This is a genomic window from Novosphingobium sp. (assembly GCF_965229225.1).
In the GTDB taxonomy this organism is placed as follows: domain Bacteria; phylum Pseudomonadota; class Alphaproteobacteria; order Sphingomonadales; family Sphingomonadaceae; genus Novosphingobium.
This window is the reverse complement of record NZ_OZ245867.1, coordinates 2,785,248-2,800,178: the sequence shown is the minus strand read 5'-3', so window position 1 is coordinate 2,800,178 and position 14,931 is coordinate 2,785,248. Positions and strand designations below refer to the sequence as shown.

The 14,931-nt window shown below is 65.9% G+C and carries 16 protein-coding genes; 9 read left to right on the top strand and 7 right to left on the bottom strand.

Annotation, left to right across the window (positions count from 1 at the left end):
• The first annotated feature begins 82 nt into the window (after positions 1 to 82).
• Positions 83 to 1,393 carry a dicarboxylate/amino acid:cation symporter gene (locus tag ACO06X_RS12910; RefSeq protein ID WP_421836658.1) on the top strand — a complete coding sequence of 437 codons (1,311 nt, stop codon included), beginning with the start codon at positions 83 to 85 and terminating at the stop codon, positions 1,391 to 1,393.
• A 3-nt stretch (positions 1,394 to 1,396) separates the two neighbouring features.
• Here ACO06X_RS12910 and ACO06X_RS12905 read toward each other — a convergent pair whose 3' ends face one another.
• From ACO06X_RS12905 to dapB, 3 genes are read right to left on the bottom strand one after another with little or no spacing between them, the layout of a single operon-like run.
• Entirely contained in the window at positions 1,397 to 1,828 is a 432-nt protein-coding gene (locus ACO06X_RS12905) for a hypothetical protein (RefSeq protein ID WP_421836657.1), read from the bottom strand.
• Positions 1,825 to 2,535 carry an endonuclease III gene (nth, locus tag ACO06X_RS12900; protein WP_421836656.1) on the bottom strand — a complete coding sequence of 237 codons (711 nt, stop codon included), beginning with the start codon at positions 2,533 to 2,535 and terminating at the stop codon, positions 1,825 to 1,827. Before nth ends, ACO06X_RS12905 begins: the two co-directional genes overlap by 4 nt.
• Positions 2,532 to 3,260 (bottom strand): 4-hydroxy-tetrahydrodipicolinate reductase, encoded by a 729-nt coding sequence (gene dapB, locus ACO06X_RS12895; protein WP_421836655.1) that lies wholly within the window; start codon positions 3,258 to 3,260, stop codon positions 2,532 to 2,534. The genes nth and dapB overlap by 4 nt, the downstream gene beginning before the upstream one ends.
• 35 nt (positions 3,261 to 3,295) lie before the next feature.
• On the opposite strand from dapB, the gene ACO06X_RS12890 reads away from it, so the two are divergent.
• Positions 3,296 to 4,012: an NAD-dependent deacylase gene (locus tag ACO06X_RS12890; protein ID WP_421836654.1), complete on the top strand. Its 717-nt coding sequence runs from the start codon at positions 3,296 to 3,298 to the stop codon at positions 4,010 to 4,012.
• Here the strand turns inward: ACO06X_RS12890 and ACO06X_RS12885 are convergent.
• Together ACO06X_RS12885 and ACO06X_RS12880 are read right to left on the bottom strand one after the other, a co-directional pair.
• A complete protein-coding gene (locus ACO06X_RS12885) occupies positions 4,001 to 4,768 on the bottom strand; it encodes a HesA/MoeB/ThiF family protein (protein ID WP_421836653.1) in 768 nt (255 codons plus the stop codon). The genes ACO06X_RS12890 and ACO06X_RS12885 overlap by 12 nt on opposite strands.
• 101 nt (positions 4,769 to 4,869) lie before the next feature.
• On the bottom strand, positions 4,870 to 5,646 hold the full coding sequence (locus ACO06X_RS12880) for a 3'(2'),5'-bisphosphate nucleotidase CysQ (RefSeq protein ID WP_421836652.1): 777 nt from the start codon (positions 5,644 to 5,646) through the stop codon (positions 4,870 to 4,872).
• Between the two features lie 231 nt (positions 5,647 to 5,877).
• Between ACO06X_RS12880 and sucC the strand changes: the two genes are divergently transcribed.
• Both sucC and sucD read left to right on the top strand, forming a co-directional pair.
• On the top strand, positions 5,878 to 7,077 hold the full coding sequence (sucC, locus tag ACO06X_RS12875; RefSeq protein ID WP_421836651.1) for an ADP-forming succinate--CoA ligase subunit beta: 1,200 nt from the start codon (positions 5,878 to 5,880) through the stop codon (positions 7,075 to 7,077).
• 3 nt (positions 7,078 to 7,080) lie between these two features.
• Positions 7,081 to 7,965, top strand: a complete 885-nt coding sequence (gene sucD, locus ACO06X_RS12870; protein ID WP_421836650.1) for a succinate--CoA ligase subunit alpha — start codon at positions 7,081 to 7,083, stop codon at positions 7,963 to 7,965.
• A gap of 82 nt (positions 7,966 to 8,047) precedes the next feature.
• On the opposite strand, the gene ACO06X_RS12865 is transcribed toward sucD, so the two are convergent.
• Positions 8,048 to 8,722: a TetR-like C-terminal domain-containing protein gene (locus ACO06X_RS12865; protein ID WP_421836649.1), complete on the bottom strand. Its 675-nt coding sequence runs from the start codon at positions 8,720 to 8,722 to the stop codon at positions 8,048 to 8,050.
• A 94-nt stretch (positions 8,723 to 8,816) separates the two neighbouring features.
• Here ACO06X_RS12865 and ACO06X_RS12860 point away from each other — a divergent pair, with 94 nt between their 5' ends.
• Positions 8,817 to 9,728: a metal-dependent hydrolase gene (locus ACO06X_RS12860; RefSeq protein ID WP_421836648.1), complete on the top strand. Its 912-nt coding sequence runs from the start codon at positions 8,817 to 8,819 to the stop codon at positions 9,726 to 9,728.
• A gap of 10 nt (positions 9,729 to 9,738) precedes the next feature.
• On the top strand, positions 9,739 to 10,215 hold the full coding sequence (locus ACO06X_RS12855) for a hypothetical protein (protein WP_421836647.1): 477 nt from the start codon (positions 9,739 to 9,741) through the stop codon (positions 10,213 to 10,215).
• 1 nt (position 10,216) lies between these two features.
• On the opposite strand, the gene ACO06X_RS12850 is transcribed toward ACO06X_RS12855, so the two are convergent.
• On the bottom strand, positions 10,217 to 11,638 hold the full coding sequence (locus tag ACO06X_RS12850) for a helix-turn-helix domain-containing protein (protein ID WP_421836646.1): 1,422 nt from the start codon (positions 11,636 to 11,638) through the stop codon (positions 10,217 to 10,219).
• A gap of 118 nt (positions 11,639 to 11,756) precedes the next feature.
• On the opposite strand from ACO06X_RS12850, the gene ACO06X_RS12845 reads away from it, so the two are divergent.
• The 3 genes from ACO06X_RS12845 to mce are packed head-to-tail and all read left to right on the top strand — an operon-like array spanning position 11,757 to position 14,928.
• Positions 11,757 to 13,283 carry an acyl-CoA carboxylase subunit beta gene (locus ACO06X_RS12845; RefSeq protein ID WP_421836645.1) on the top strand — a complete coding sequence of 509 codons (1,527 nt, stop codon included), beginning with the start codon at positions 11,757 to 11,759 and terminating at the stop codon, positions 13,281 to 13,283.
• Positions 13,284 to 13,307: 24 nt separating this feature from the next.
• On the top strand, positions 13,308 to 14,486 hold the full coding sequence (locus ACO06X_RS12840; RefSeq protein ID WP_421836644.1) for an acetyl-CoA C-acyltransferase family protein: 1,179 nt from the start codon (positions 13,308 to 13,310) through the stop codon (positions 14,484 to 14,486).
• 1 nt (position 14,487) lies between these two features.
• Complete coding sequence (mce, locus tag ACO06X_RS12835; protein WP_421836643.1) at positions 14,488 to 14,928, top strand: methylmalonyl-CoA epimerase; 441 nt, start codon at positions 14,488 to 14,490, stop codon at positions 14,926 to 14,928.
• Positions 14,929 to 14,931 lie beyond the last annotated feature (3 nt).

The window sequence follows — 14,931 nt, the reverse complement described above, 5'->3', positions numbered from 1 at the left end:
CCAACGCCTTGCCTAATGCCACGACCCCGCTAGTCTCGCACGCCAAAGCAAACGGCAAATAAGCACACGGGGAGCCGAAAACTTGGGCACGCGCCTGACCCTCTACATCCTAATCGCCCTCTTCGCCGGTATCGGCGTGGGCTATGCGCTCAACGTTTCCTATCCGGCGGGCGACAAGCACCTCGCGGAGATCGCCGATCTCCTCAAGCTGCTGCCCGAGGTGTTCCTCCACCTCATCAAGATGATCATCGCGCCGCTGATCCTCGCGACGCTGGTGACGGGCATCGCCAGCATGGGCGATAGCGCCGCGCTGGGCCGCATCGGCGGGCGGGCGCTCGCCTGGTTCATCACCGCTAGCCTCATTTCGATCGGGCTCGGCCTTCTGCTCGTCAATCTGTTCCAGCCGGGCGCCGGGCTCAACATCACGTCCTCGACGCCGGTCTCCGATCTCGCCACGGCAGATCTGACCTTGCGCCACTTCCTGCTGTCGGTGTTCCCGACCAGCGCGCTCGACGCGATGGCCAACAACAACGTGCTGCAGATCCTCGTCTTCTCGATCTTCGCCGGACTTGGGCTTTCAGCGATGGGCGAGGAAGGCGCGCCGCTGGTGCGCGGCTGCGAGGCGCTGGCGACGCTGATGCTCACGATCACCGGCTATGTCATGCGCGCCGCACCGCTGGGCGTGTTCGGCGCGATGGCCTCGGTTATCGCCACACGCGGGCTCGGCATCATCGTGACCTACGGCGCTTTCGTCGCCGAGTTCTACTTCGGGCTGCTGATCCTGTGGACCCTGCTGCTGGGCATGGGCGGGATCTTCCTTGGCAAACGCGTGCTGCTGCTTGCGCGCTATATCCGCGAACCGATTCTGCTCGCCTTCTCCACCGCCAGCTCGGAAAGCGCGCTGCCGAAGCTGTTCGAGCAGCTCGACCGCTTCGGTGTGCCGCGCCGCATTTCGGGGTTCATGTTGCCGCTGGGCTACAGTTTCAATCTCGATGGCTCGATGATGTACACCAGCTTCGCCACGCTGTTCATCGCGCAGGCCTACAACATCCCGCTCTCCGCCGGGCAGCAGGTGGCCATGCTGCTCACGCTGATGGTCACCTCCAAGGGCATCGCCAGCGTCCCGCGCGCGAGCCTTGTCGTGATCGCGGCGACACTCACCCAGTTCGGCCTTCCGGTGGAAGGCGTCGCGCTGCTGCTCGGCGTCGATACCTTCCTCGACATGGGCCGCACGGCCACCAACGTCGTCGGCAATGCCGTGGCGACCTCGGTGATCACCAAGTGGGAAGGCATGCTGCAAGTGCCGATGGATCCCGATGCGCCCGAGCCGGTGCCCCCGCACGACACGCCGGAACACGGCCGCCGGGGGCTGCACCTCGATCCGGAGGCGTGAAGCCTACTTCTTCGTGTCTTTCGCCAGCTTCACCGGCTGGAACATCCCCAGCCCGCAAGAGCCCAGCGGACCGGTCGGGCCACCGCCGTTGCGGAAGACGGTGATGATATCGACGTTGCACAGCTGCGAGAGCGAGGTCGAGTAGGAGAACGCCCGCTCGAAGCCCAGATTGCTGCACCGGTAGGGCAGGCTGCTGCGATACCAGGTGTCACCGCCGGTGCGGAAATCGATGGTCCAGTCGTCGCGCACCCGGCTTTCCCGGATCGCGGTAATCGGGATGCAGCTCACCGCCTTGCCGGTTGGCGTCGCGGCAGGGACGTCGGCGGCATGGCCATTGGCTGCCCACTTCGCCCCGGCGCCGGGCGCGCAGGCACTGAGCGACAGGGCAGCTGTCGTGGTCAGGGTAAGCAAGGCGGCGATCCTCAAAGCACTCACGGCTTTTTCTCCTTGGCTTTCTTGCGCGCTCCGCCCCCCCGAGTCGCTGGCGTAGTCGCGGGTTTCACCCCCTTCTCGAGAATCTTCTCCTTGAAACCGCAAAGGTCAACCACTTCGCAGCGCCAGCATTCGGGGCTGCGCGCCTTGCAGACATAGCGCCCGTGCAGGATCAGCCAATGATGCGCCCCCACGCGGAACGGCTGCGGCACTTTCTTCTCGAGCTGCTTCTCCACCGCCAGCGGCGTCTTGCCCTTGGCCAGACCGGTGCGATTGCCCACGCGAAAGATGTGCGTATCGACCGCGAAGGTCTCCGCCCCGAAGGCGCAGTTGAGCACGACATTGGCGGTCTTGCGCCCCACGCCCGGCAGCAGCGTCAGCGCGTCGCGGTCGTTAGGCACTTCGCCACCATGCTCGCGCACGAGGATTTCGGCCATGGCGATCACGTTCTTCGCCTTGCTGTTGAACAGGCCGATGGTCTTGATGTGCGCCTTCAGGCCCTCTTCGCCCAGCTCCAGCATCTGCGCCGGGGTCTTCACCCTGGCAAACAGCGCGCGCGTCGCCTTGTTGACGCCGACATCGGTCGCCTGCGCCGAAAGCGTCACCGCGACGAGCAGCTGGTAGACATTGCCGTATTCGAGCTCGGTTTCGGGCGCGGGATTGGTTTCGGCCAGCCGCCGGAAGAACTCGAAGACATGGTCCTTCTTCAAAGCCCCAGCACCTCCTGCATCGCATAGCGCCCCGGCTCCTTGCCAAGCAGCCACTGCGCCGCACGCACCGCGCCGCGTGCGAAGATCGCGCGGTTCTCGGCGAGGTGCGAGAGCGCGATGCGTTCGTTGTCGGCAAGGAAATGCACGGTGTGATCACCCGCCACCGTGCCGCCGCGCAGCGCCGCGAAGCCGATGGTGCCTTCCTTGCGCGCGCCGGTCACCCCGTCACGCCCGGACACCGCTTCCTCGTGCAGCCGAATGCCCCGGCCCGCCGCCGCCGCCTCACCCAGCAGGAGCGCCGTGCCCGAAGGCGCATCGACTTTCATCCGGTGGTGCGTCTCGACAATCTCGATGTCCCAGTCCTCGCCCAGCCGCATCGCCGCCTCGCGCACCAGATGCGCCAGCAGCGTGACGCCGAGCGAGGTATTGCCGGTCTGCAGCACGGGCACGGAAACCGCCGCTGCATCGACCAGCCAGTGGTGCCGCTCGGCAAGCCCGGTCGTGCCGACCACGATCGGGATCCCGGCATGGATCGCCGCATCGAGGTTGAACTCCAGCGCCGCCGGGGCCGAAAAATCGACCAGCACGTCGGAGGCATGTGCCAGCGCGACGGGATCACCGCCCTGATCGATGCCGCCCGAAACTTCGTGCCCTGCGGCAACGATCGCCTCGGACAGTGCTTTCCCCATGCGACCTGCGCTGCCGATAATGCCCACTCTAGCCATTGCTCACCTCGTGTCTGGCGTGCTTCATGGCCGCGATGCAGACCATTCGCAACATCGTCATCCTGACAGGCGCGGGCGTCTCCGCCGAAAGCGGAATCGATACGTTCCGCTCAGCCGGAGGCCTTTGGGAACAGCACCGCGTCGAGGACGTCGCCACCCCCGAAGGCTTCGCGCGCGATCCCGATCTCGTGCTGCGCTTCTACGACATGCGCCGCGAAGCCATCCAGACCAAGCAGCCCAACCCCGCTCACCACGCCTTGGGCCGGCTGGAGCGCGAATGGCCGAAGAAAGTGCCCGGCGGCAGCGTCACTCTCGTCACCCAGAACGTCGATGATCTGCACGAGCGCGGCGGCTCGCTCTCGGTCATCCACATGCACGGGGAGCACCTCACCGTGTGGTGCACAGCCTGCGATAGGCGCGTGCCGTGGACCGGCCCGCTGATCCACCGCCCGCCCTGTCCTGCCTGCAGCGTCACCGCGCTACGCCCGGACGTCGTGTGGTTCGGCGAAGTGCCCTACCGCATGGACGAGATCTTCGCCGCGCTTTCCGAAGCCGATCTGTTCGTCTCGATCGGCACCTCGGGCGCGGTCTATCCTGCCGCCGGCTTCGTGCGGACTGCGCGCGAGCTTGGCGCGGCTACGCTCGAACTCAATCTCGAACGCTCAGCTGGTTCGTCGTGGTTTGAAGAGACCCGCCTCGGCCCTGCCAGCGAGATCGTGCCCGCCTGGGTCGAGGATCTGCTAGGCGGCTGACCCGCAGGCCCCGCACTCCGGGTCCTTGGCAATCCGCATCGTGCGCAGCGCGGGCTTCAATCCATCGAGCACATGGACCTGCCCCCACTGCGGATCGCCCAGCGTCGAAACACCTTCCAGCAGCACCCGCAGCGCAGCCATCGCACCAAACGCGCCCACCATGCCGACCATCGCCCCCAGCACCCCGGTATCGGCGCAAGTGTCGCAATCCTCCGCATCGAATGCATCGCCGACAAAGCAGCGATAGCAGGCATGGCCCGCGCGGTGCCCGGCAAAATTCGCCACTTGCCCCTGGAACCGGCCCAGCGCCGCACTCGTCAGCGGCACACCCGCGGCGACACAGGCATCCGAAACCGCCAGGCGCGTCGCGAAGTTGTCGCAGCCATCGAGCACCACGTCGGCACCCGCGATCAGCTCTGCCGCATTGTCCCGCGTCAGCCGCGTGACATGCGCCGTGCCCACCAGCGCCGGGTCAAAGGCCTGGAGCCACTCCGCCGCCGCCTCGGCCTTGGGCCGGCCAACGTCACCGGTCGCAAAGATGGTCTGTCGCTGGAGGTTCGAGGCATCGACCACATCGTCGTCGATCAGGGTCAGCCGCCCGATCCCCGCTCCCGCCAGATACTGCAAGGCGGGGCTGCCAATGCCGCCAAGCCCGACCAGCACGACATGGCTCTGCACGAGCTTCGCCTGCCCCGCGCCGCCGACTTCGGGAAGGACGATGTGGCGGGCGAAGCGATCGAGGCGGTCAGGAGTCATGGGAGGGGAGTTAGGGAGAAAGGAGAGAAAATGCGAGGGCCATGGATGCGGACTCGTGATCAGAGCCAGGCCAGCACGACGGCGGCATAAATGGTCGGGTCCTATGCCATTCGGCTTGCGCGTTCGGCGAGGCGGTCCACCGCCGCCGCGTGGATCGCAGGCGCTGCGGCGAGGAGGCCGAAGGCGCGGGGGTCGCGCTTGTTGTAGGCGAGCGGGGCGCCGAACGCGTCGCTGACCGCAGCACCGGCTTCGCGGGCGATGAGGGCGGCGGCGCCGATATCCCATTCGTAGCCCCAGCGCAGCGTGGCGAGGAGATCGGCCTCATCGGCGGCGACCATCGCGATGCGCAGCGCGATGGAATTGGGCTTGTCGACGAGGATGAGGTCGTGGTCCGCACGGGGCAGCGCATCAGCGGGGACGCGTGCGCCGGTGAGTTCGAGGCGGTTGCTGGCGGTCAGGGGCGCTTCGTTGCGGGTGGCGCCTTGGCCGGCGATGGCCTGCCAGTATTCGCCGCGCGCGGGGGCATCGAGTGCGCCGATCAGGGGACGCCCTTCGGAAATGAGCGCGACCGATACAGCCCAGCCGGGCCGTCCGCGTACGAAATCGCGCGTACCGTCGATGGGATCGACCAGCCAGCACAGCCCTTTGTCGAGCCGGGACGGATCATCGACGGTTTCCTCCGAGAGCCAGCCGGCGGAGGGGAGCAGCGCCCCGAGTTCCTGCTTGAGATAGCCATCAACGGCGAGATCTGCGGCGGAGACGGGGTTGTTCGGAGACTTGTCCCACACATCGAGTGCGTGGCCGTGGCCGGGCCAGCTGGCGAGCGCCAGGCGTCCGGCTTCGGCCATGATGTGGCGGAAGCGGTCAAAGTCGATCATTGGCTTTCGGGATGCGGGTTTGGCGGCGCGAGCGCAAGGGGGCGCTGCGGGCGCGGACCCGGCTGTGCATTCGTATTCGGCGAAGGCGAGGCCGCGCAGGCGGAGAATGCATCCGTGCAGGCGCAATTGGGCGTCACGAACCCTTTTCAAGCCCTTAGTCGTGTGCTTAAGGCAGCGCGACCTGCCGGGTTTAAACCGCTAGCTCTCATTCTCTCTTTGCGGGGATAACGCATGAACGTTCATGAATATCAGGCCAAGGAATTGCTCAGCCGTTTCGGTGTCGGCATTCCGGCGGGCATTGCTGCCCTGACCGTGGAAGAAGCGGTTGCGGCCGCGAAGCAGCTGCCCGGGCCGCTCTATGTGGTGAAGGCGCAGATCCACGCGGGCGGGCGCGGCAAGGGCAAGTTCAAGGAACTCGGCCCCGATGCCAAGGGCGGCGTGCGGCTGGCCAAGTCGGTCGAGGAAGTCGAAGCGTTTGCCAGGGAAATGCTCGGCAACACGCTGGTGACGGTGCAGACCGGCGCGGCGGGCAAGCAGGTCAACCGTCTCTACGTGACCGACGGCGTTGATATCGCCAAGGAATACTACCTCTCGATGGTGGTGGACCGGGGTACCGGCCGGGTGGCCATGATTGTCTCGACCGAAGGCGGCATGGACATCGAAGAGGTTGCGCACTCGACCCCTGAAAAGATCGCGACGATCACGATCGATCCGGCACAGGGCTTCATGCCGCACCACGGCCGCGCCGTGGGCTATGCGCTGAAGCTGACGGGCGAACTCAACAAGCAGGCCGCCACGATCGCCAAGCAGCTCTACACCGCGTTCATGGCGCTCGATTGCGACATGCTCGAGATCAACCCGCTGGTGGAAACCAAGGACGGCAATCTGCTGGTGCTCGACACCAAGATGAGCTTCGATTCGAACGCGCTCTATCGCCACCCCGATGTCGTCGCGCTGCGTGACGAGACCGAGGAAGATCCGGCGGAAATCGAGGCCAGCAAGTACGACCTCGCCTACATCAAGCTCGACGGCAATATCGGCTGCATGGTGAACGGCGCTGGCCTTGCCATGGCGACGATGGACATCATCAAGCTGAACGGCGAATTCCCCGCGAACTTCCTCGACGTGGGCGGCGGCGCGACGACCGAGAAGGTGACGGCGGCGTTCAAGCTGATCCTTTCGGATCCGGCCGTGAAGGGCATTCTCGTCAACATCTTCGGCGGGATCATGAAGTGCGACATCATCGCCGACGGCATCGTGGCTGCGGCGAAGGAAGTGAACCTGCAGGTTCCGCTGGTCGTGCGCCTTGAAGGCACCAACGTGCAGCAGGGCAAGGACATCCTTGCCAATTCGGGTCTCCCCATTGTCCCCGCCAACGACCTTGGCGATGCCGCGCAGAAGATCGTGGCCGCAGTCCGGAAGGTTTCCTGAACCATGTCGATTCTCGTCAACAAGCACACCAAGGTCATCACGCAGGGCATGACCGGCAAGACCGGCGCGTTCCACACGCAGGCGGCGCTCGATTACGGCACGCAGATGGTCGCGGGCGTCACCCCGGGCAAGGGCGGCACCAGCCACATCGGCCTGCCGCAGTATGATACCGTGGCCGAAGCCAAGGCCGCGACCGGCGCGACCGCCAGCTGCATCTACGTGCCGCCTCCGGGCGCTGCGGATGCGATCCTTGAAGCGATCGACGCGCAGATGGAACTGATCGTCTGCATCACCGAGGGCATCCCGGTGCTCGACATGGTGCGCGTGAAGCGCGCACTGCAGGGCTCGAAGTCGCGCCTGATCGGGCCGAACTGCCCTGGCGTGCTGACCCCGAACGAATGCAAGATCGGCATCATGCCGGGCTCGATCTTCAAGCAGGGCTCGGTCGGCGTCGTATCGCGTTCAGGCACGCTGACCTATGAAGCGGTGTTCCAGACCACCAACATCGGCCTGGGCCAGACGACCGCAGTCGGCATCGGCGGCGATCCGGTGAACGGCACCAACTTCATCGACGTGCTCGAGCTGTTCCTGGCCGATGACGAGACCAAGTCGATCATCATGATCGGCGAAATCGGCGGCGACGCCGAGGAAATGGCCGCGCAGTTCCTGATCGACGAGGCGAAGAAGGGCCGCAAGAAGCCGATGGCCGGCTTCATCGCAGGCCGCTCGGCGCCTCCGGGCCGCCGCATGGGCCACGCCGGCGCGATCGTTTCGGGCGGCAAGGGCGATGCCGAAAGCAAGATCGCCGCGATGGAAGAAGCCGGCATCCGCGTTTCGCCGTCGCCCTCGCTCTTGGGTGAGACGCTGGCGGAAGTGCTGAAGGGCTGAGCCTTTTCGCGCCTTGGTTTGAGGAAGGGGCCGGGGGGAAACCTCCGGCCTTTTTCGTGGCGCGCGATGACGCGGGCGGTGGTTAGCTGGTAGCGGCCAGTTCAGCATCCACGTCGGCGCGATCCGCCCCGCAGTGGGTACAGATAAAGCGCACGGCGGACTGGTAGCGTGCGAGCGCGTCGTCAGGATCGGCGTAGCCTGCAATTTCCAGCCCGACGAGGCCATGCATCTGGCCCCAGACGAGGAAGGCGAGGTCCTGCACTTCGGCAGGATCGGGCACCTTGGCGCGGTGGTGGGCGAGGCACGTGCCGACGGCATCGACCAGCGCGGCAAAGGCTGGGTAGGCATCCTCTACCGGCACGGCGAGCGAGGTGAAGCGGCTATGGCGGCCAGTGGGGGAGAAGCGCTTCTCGCCGCCGAACATCAGCCGGTAGAGCCCGGTATGATCGAGCGCGAAGCGGCGATAGGCGAGCATCTGGCGGACCATCCAGCGCAAGGGGGCATCGCGGTGCTCGGCTGAGAGAGCGTAGGCATGGAGCCGCGCGAAGCCGACCGCGTAGAGCGCCTGCATCAGCCCCGGCTTGCCGCCATAGAGCGTGTAGATCGCCATGGTCGAGGAGCCGCAGGCGCGGGCGAGTTCGCGCAGGGCAATGCCGTCTGGTCCGTCACGGCGTATGAGTGCTTCGGCCTCAGCGAGCAGGCGCGCGGCGAGATCTTCGCGCGGGGGCTCCGTGGTGACAGTCCTCCGATTCGGCATCGTGTTTTGCATGGGCGCTTGCGCTTTGAAATTCCAGTGGTATGTCGGGTTTATAACGCTGTTATAGAGTCGATCCGGCGCAAGGGAGCGGGTGATGGGCGACAACGATGCGGGCGCAGGCGGGCGGGCTGGCGCGATTACACCGATCACGGTGCGGCAGGGCGCCTTTGCCTTTGCCGAGGATACGCCGGCGCACTGGATCCCGCATGCGCCCGAATTTTCGCAGATGATCAACGGCGCATCGTTTGTGATGCCGCATCTTGAGCCATTTCTGGTGGCCACGCTGGGCGAGGCGGCGAAGCAGATCGAAAACCCAGCGGTGCGCCGCGAGGCGCGCGACTTCTGCATGCAGGAGACGCAGCACTACCGCACGCATCGGCGGTTCAACGATGTGATCCTGGCGCAAGGCTATGCCAGCCTCGCCAATGTTGAAGCGGAGATGGCGCAGGCCTATGCGCGGCTTTTGCAGCGCCCGCTGGCGGTGCGCCTCGCCTACGCGGCGGGGTTCGAGGCGATGACGCTGGGGCTGACCGAATGGCTGGTGGGCAATCGGGTGAAGCTGTTTCGCGGCGCGGACCGCCAGGTCACCTCGTTCATCCTGTGGCACATGGTCGAGGAAACCGAGCACAAGCTGGTGGCGCACGATGTCTATGAGGCGGTCTCGCCGGGGTACTGGCGGCGGGTGTTCGGCGTGCTGCATGGGTCGCTCGACGTGATCCGCTGGAGCCGCCGGTGCTACCGTGCGCTGCTGCTGGCGGATGGACGCTGGCGGCGGCCCGGCTCGCGGCTCAAGGTGTGGTGGTGGGCGGCGCAGTTTCTGCTGGGCGCGGGCCCCGCGTTGCTGCGCTCGCTGGTGCCGGGCCATGATCCGCGCGGGATGAAAGATCATCCGTGGGTGCGTGAATGGATCGCGGCGCATGCGCGTGCCGGGGAACGGGCCGGGGATCGGGGCGCGCCGATGCCGTTGATCGACACACAGAGCGCCGCGATGCCGGTGCCGTTCTGAAGGGGGATGGATGATGGAAGGTTCGGAACTGCGCGCCGTGCAGCGCATGCTGATCGTGCAGGGCGGCTATGTGATGCTGCTGGGGTTCGTCGCGGGGTTCGGCTTCGTGTTCTACCTCATCGGCAGCATCGAGCTTTGGCCGATCCCGGGCAAGATCGCGGTGCAGCTGCCCGGCACCGACAAGGCCTGGCGCATGAGCCACATGGAAGGCGTGCTCAACGGGTTGCTGCTGTGGCTGGTGGCAGCGTTGCAACCGGCGATGGCCCTGCCTGTGGCCACAGCGCGGCGTATCGCGCGGATGCTGGTGCTGACGGCGTGGTGCTTCCCCATCGCCTCGCTGTTCGACGCGCTGTTCAAGGACAGCCGGGGCCTGAAATTCGCCGCGCCGGTGACCAACCTGATCCCGTTTTTCCTGTTCTACGTGGGCATCATCGCGCTGGTCTGGGCGGTGGTGGAGATCGTGGTTCGCGTGCGCAAGCAGGTCTGAGTTACCCCTCCACGATCCGGTAGGGCACCAGATCGCGCTGGCTGGGATCGACCGCGATGGCCTTGTCGCTGGGGGGGAAGGCGCGCTGGTCGCAGCTGTCGCGGGGGCAGATGCGGCAAGAAATGCCGATCCGGGTGACGGCGTCCTCGTTGGTGAGGTTGAGACCGTCGGCATAGACGAACTCGTCTGCCAGCGCGGCTTCGCAGCCCAGCACCACGGCGTAGCGGCGCGGCTGGCGGTAGTAGCTGCCGCTGGGTTTCACGAGGCCCTTGGCGATCGAGACGTAGCGGATCCCATCGGGCATCTCGGCAAGCTGGACGTGGATGCGGTCCGGGATGGCGACGGCTTCGTGGACGATCCACAGAGGGCAGGCGCCGCCGAAGCGGCCGAACTGGAGACGGGTGGCGGAATGGCGCTTGGTGATGTTGCCGGCCATGTCGACCCGCGCGAAGAACACCGGGATGCCGCGCGCCTGCGGGCGCTGGAGGGTGGATAGGCGGTGGCAGCACTGCTCGAAGCTGACATGGAAGAGCTGGCGCAGGCGGTCGATATCGTGGCGCAAGGTGCGTGCTGCGCTGCGGAACCGTTCGTAGGGCATGAGCAGCGCGCCCGCCGCGTAGTTGCCTAGCCCGACGGTCAGGAGGTGGCGCGCGGCTTCGGTCTGCAGCGGGGCCGAGGCGACGATGGCCGCGATCTGGCCTGATAGCGCGAGCGCAGCGACCTGATAGGCGAGTTGGAAACGGCTCGATTCGTTGGGCTGCGCTGAATCGAGCTGAAGGTGGCGTTTGGCGGCATCGAAGCGGCGGAGCGCGGCGCCGCTGGCCCATTCGATGGTGACGCCTTCGCGGCGCAGCCATTGCTGCATGGTGCGGATGCGAGGGGACGCCTCGTCTCCGGAGATCTGGTGCGCGAGCGTTTCGGCGTCGCGGTCGATGCGGTCGACGTAGTTGTTGGCGAGGTGGAACCAGTCGCGCACTTCCTCCCACGGCAGGCGGCCGCCCGCGATCTCGGAGCCGCCAAGGTCTGCGCCGATGGCTTCATCCAGCATTTCGAGGCGCTGGCGACCTTTGGTGAAGAGGCCGTGGAGTGCGACGAAGCTTTCGGCAAAGGCGGGGAACTGGCGGGCGAGGCGTTCAACCTGTTCGGCGGGAATGCCGCCCGGCAATTGCGGATCGGCCAGCGCATCACGCAGCGATTCCGCAAGTGCATCGGCATCGGGCGGGGCGAAATCGGCCCAGTCGATCGGGAAGGCGGCGCGCAGGCGTTCGGCCAGTGCGGGGGTGAGGTGGCGCTCGTCCGTTTCGAGCTGTGAGAGATAGGGCGCGCTGATGCCGAGCGCAGTGGCCATCTCTGCCTGACGCAATCCGCGTCGCTGGCGCAGGGTGCGCAGGGCCTGTCCTGCAAAGAGCCTTCGGTTTGCCATGAACGCGAGCCTAGTTTGCAAACTTCGACTTTGCAACTTTGCCGAATTGCATTGGACAGCCGCGCTGCAATGCGGCATCCGCCAGCGCCACTTTACCAGAATCCGGGGCTTTGCACGCATGTCAGCCAATATCGCCGAAATGGAAAAGCGCCGCGAGGCGGCCCGCATGGGGGGCGGCCAGCGCCGCATCGATGCCCAGCACGCCAAGGGCAAGCTGACCGCGCGCGAGCGGCTCGATATCCTGCTCGATGAAGGCAGCTTCGAAGAGATCGACGCCTACGTCGAGCACAACTGCGTCGATTTCGGGATGCCCGAGCAGACCGTGCCGGGCGACGGCGTGGTGACCGGTTCGGGCACGATCAACGGGCGGCTGGTCTACGTGTTCAGCCAGGACTTCACCGTGTTCGGTGGCGCGGTTTCCGAGCGGCACGCGATGAAGATCTGCAAGATCATGGACACCGCGCTGAAAGTCGGCGCACCGGTGATCGGGCTGAATGACAGCGGCGGCGCGCGCATTCAGGAGGGCGTTGCCAGCCTTGGCGGCTACGCCGAGATTTTCCAGCGCAATGTGCTCGCCTCAGGCGTCGTGCCGCAGCTCAGCCTCATCATGGGGCCTTGCGCGGGCGGCGCGGTCTATTCGCCCGCGATGACCGACTTCATCTTCATGGTGAAGGACAGCAGCTACATGTTCGTCACCGGGCCGGACGTGGTGAAGACCGTCACCAACGAGATCGTCACGCAGGAAGAGCTGGGCGGCGCGGTGACGCATTCGACCAAGACCTCGGTGGCGGACCTCGCCTGCGAGAACGATATCGAAGCGCTGCTCATGGCGCGCGAGTTCTTCGATTACCTGCCGCTGACCAACCGCTCCGGCGTGCCCGAGCGGCCGACGGCGGACGCGTGGGACCGGTTGGAGCCGAGCCTCGACACGATCATCCCCGCCTCAGCCAACCAGCCTTATGACATGCACGAGGTGATCGCCAAGACGCTGGACGAAGGCGAGTTCTTCGAAATCCAGCCCAAGCACGCGGGCAACATCCTCTGCGGGTTCGGGCGGATCGAGGGCAAGACCGTGGGCGTGGTGGCGAACCAGCCGATGGTGCTGGCGGGCGTGCTCGACATCAACTCCTCGAAGAAGGCCGCGCGGTTTGTGCGCTTCTGCGATGCGTTCGAGATTCCGATCATCACCTTTGTCGACGTGCCGGGCTTCCTGCCGGGCACCGCGCAGGAACTGGGCGGGATCATCAAGCACGGCGCCAAGCTGCTCTTCGCCTATGCCGAAGCGACCGTGCCCAAGATCACCGTGATCACGCGCAAGGCCTATGGCGGCGCCTATGACGTGATGGCCTCCAAGCACTTGCGCGGCGATCTGAACTACGCCTGGCCGACCGCCGAAATCGCGGTGATGGGCGCGAAGGGCGCGGTGGAAATCATCTTCCGCGGGCTTTCGACCGAAGAGCAGGCGGTGAAAACCAAGGAATACGAGGACCGCTTCGCCAACCCGTTCGTGGCGGCGAGCAAGGGCTTTGTCGACGAGGTGATCCACCCGCATTCCACGCGGCGGCGCATTGCGCTGGGGCTGCGGAAACTGCGGGGGAAGAGCCTCGAGAACCCTTGGAAGAAGCATGACAATATTCCGCTTTGAGCGGCGGCTTGAAGGACATTTCGCATGACTGACATCTTCATCGTTTCCGGCGCGCGGACTGCCATTGGCACGTTTGGCGGCAGCTTGGCCTCTTTCCGCCCGGCGGATCTGGGCACCATCGTGATCAAGGAGGCGATTGCCCGCGCGGGTCTGACGCCGGATGCGATCGAGAATGTGGTGATCGGCACCGTCGTGCCGACGCAGCCGAAGGACGCCTATGTTAGCCGCGTCGCGGCGGTGAATGCGGGCGTGCCCATCGAGAGCCCGGCGATGAACGTGAACCGGCTTTGCGGCTCAGGCCTGCAGGCGATTGTCTCCGCGGCGCAGGGTATTGCGCTGGGCGAGCAGCAGATCGCCATCGGCGGGGGCTGCGAGGTCATGTCGAACGCGCCGCATATGGTGCTGACGGCGCGCAACGGCCAGAAGATGGGCGATCAGGTGATGATGGACGCCATGCTCGGCGCGCTTCACGATCCGTTCGAGAACATCCATATGGGCGTGACGGCGGAGAACGTGGCCGAGCGCCACCAGATCACGCGCGAAACGCAGGATGCGCTGGCGGTGGAAAGCCACAAGCGCGCGGCGGCGGCGACGGCGGCGGGCTACTTCAAGGAGCAGATCGTTCCGGTCGAGATCAAGACCCGCAAGGGCGTGACCGTGTTCGACACCGATGAGCATTTCCGTGCTGACGCGAGTGTCGAGGCTATGGCTGCGCTGCGCCCGGTGTTCAAGAAGGACGGCACCGTGACCGCCGGCAACGCCAGCGGCATCAACGACGGCGCGGGCGCAGTCGTGCTGGCGAGTGGTGAGGCCGTGGCCGAACATGGGCTGAAGCCGATCGCCAAGATCCTGAGCTGGGGCCATGCGGGCGTGGAGCCCAATGTGATGGGTCTCGGCCCAGTGAAGGCGGTGCCGGTGGCGCTGAAGCGCGCGGGTCTGACGCTGGATCAGATCGACGTGATCGAGAGCAACGAGGCGTTCGCGGCGCAGGCCTGCGGCGTGGCGAAGGAGCTGGGCTTCGATCCGGCCAAGACCAATCCCAACGGTTCGGGCATTTCGCTCGGCCATCCGATTGGCGCGACGGGCGCCATCCTGACGATCAAGGCGGCTTACGAGTTGCAGCGCACCGGGGGCCAGTACGGCCTTATCACGATGTGCATCGGCGGCGGTCAGGGCATCGCCATGGTGATCGAGAGGGTCTGACATGAAGCTCGGACGGCTGAACCATATCGGCGTTGCGACGCCTTCGATTGCGGACAGCATTGTGTTCTGGCGCGACGTGATGGGCGCGACGAAGATCCATGAGCCGTTCGACCTGCCCGAGCAGGGCGTGAAGGTGTGCTTCGTCGATACGCCGGGCGCGGATGGTGCGCTCAATGGCACGCAGATCGAGCTGATCGAGCCGCTGCCGGGCAATGCCGGGATTGCGGCATTTCTCGCCAAGAACCCGGCGGGCGGGCAGCACCACATGTGCTATGAAGTGCCCGATATCCATGCGGCCAAGGCAGCGTTCGAGGCGCTGGGCAAGCGCGTGCTGGGCGAACCGCGCATCGGCGCGCATGGGACGCTGATCTTCTTCGTCCACCCCAAGGACATGGGCGGCGTGCTGACCGAGATCATGGAGACGCCCAAGGGCGGGCACTAACCA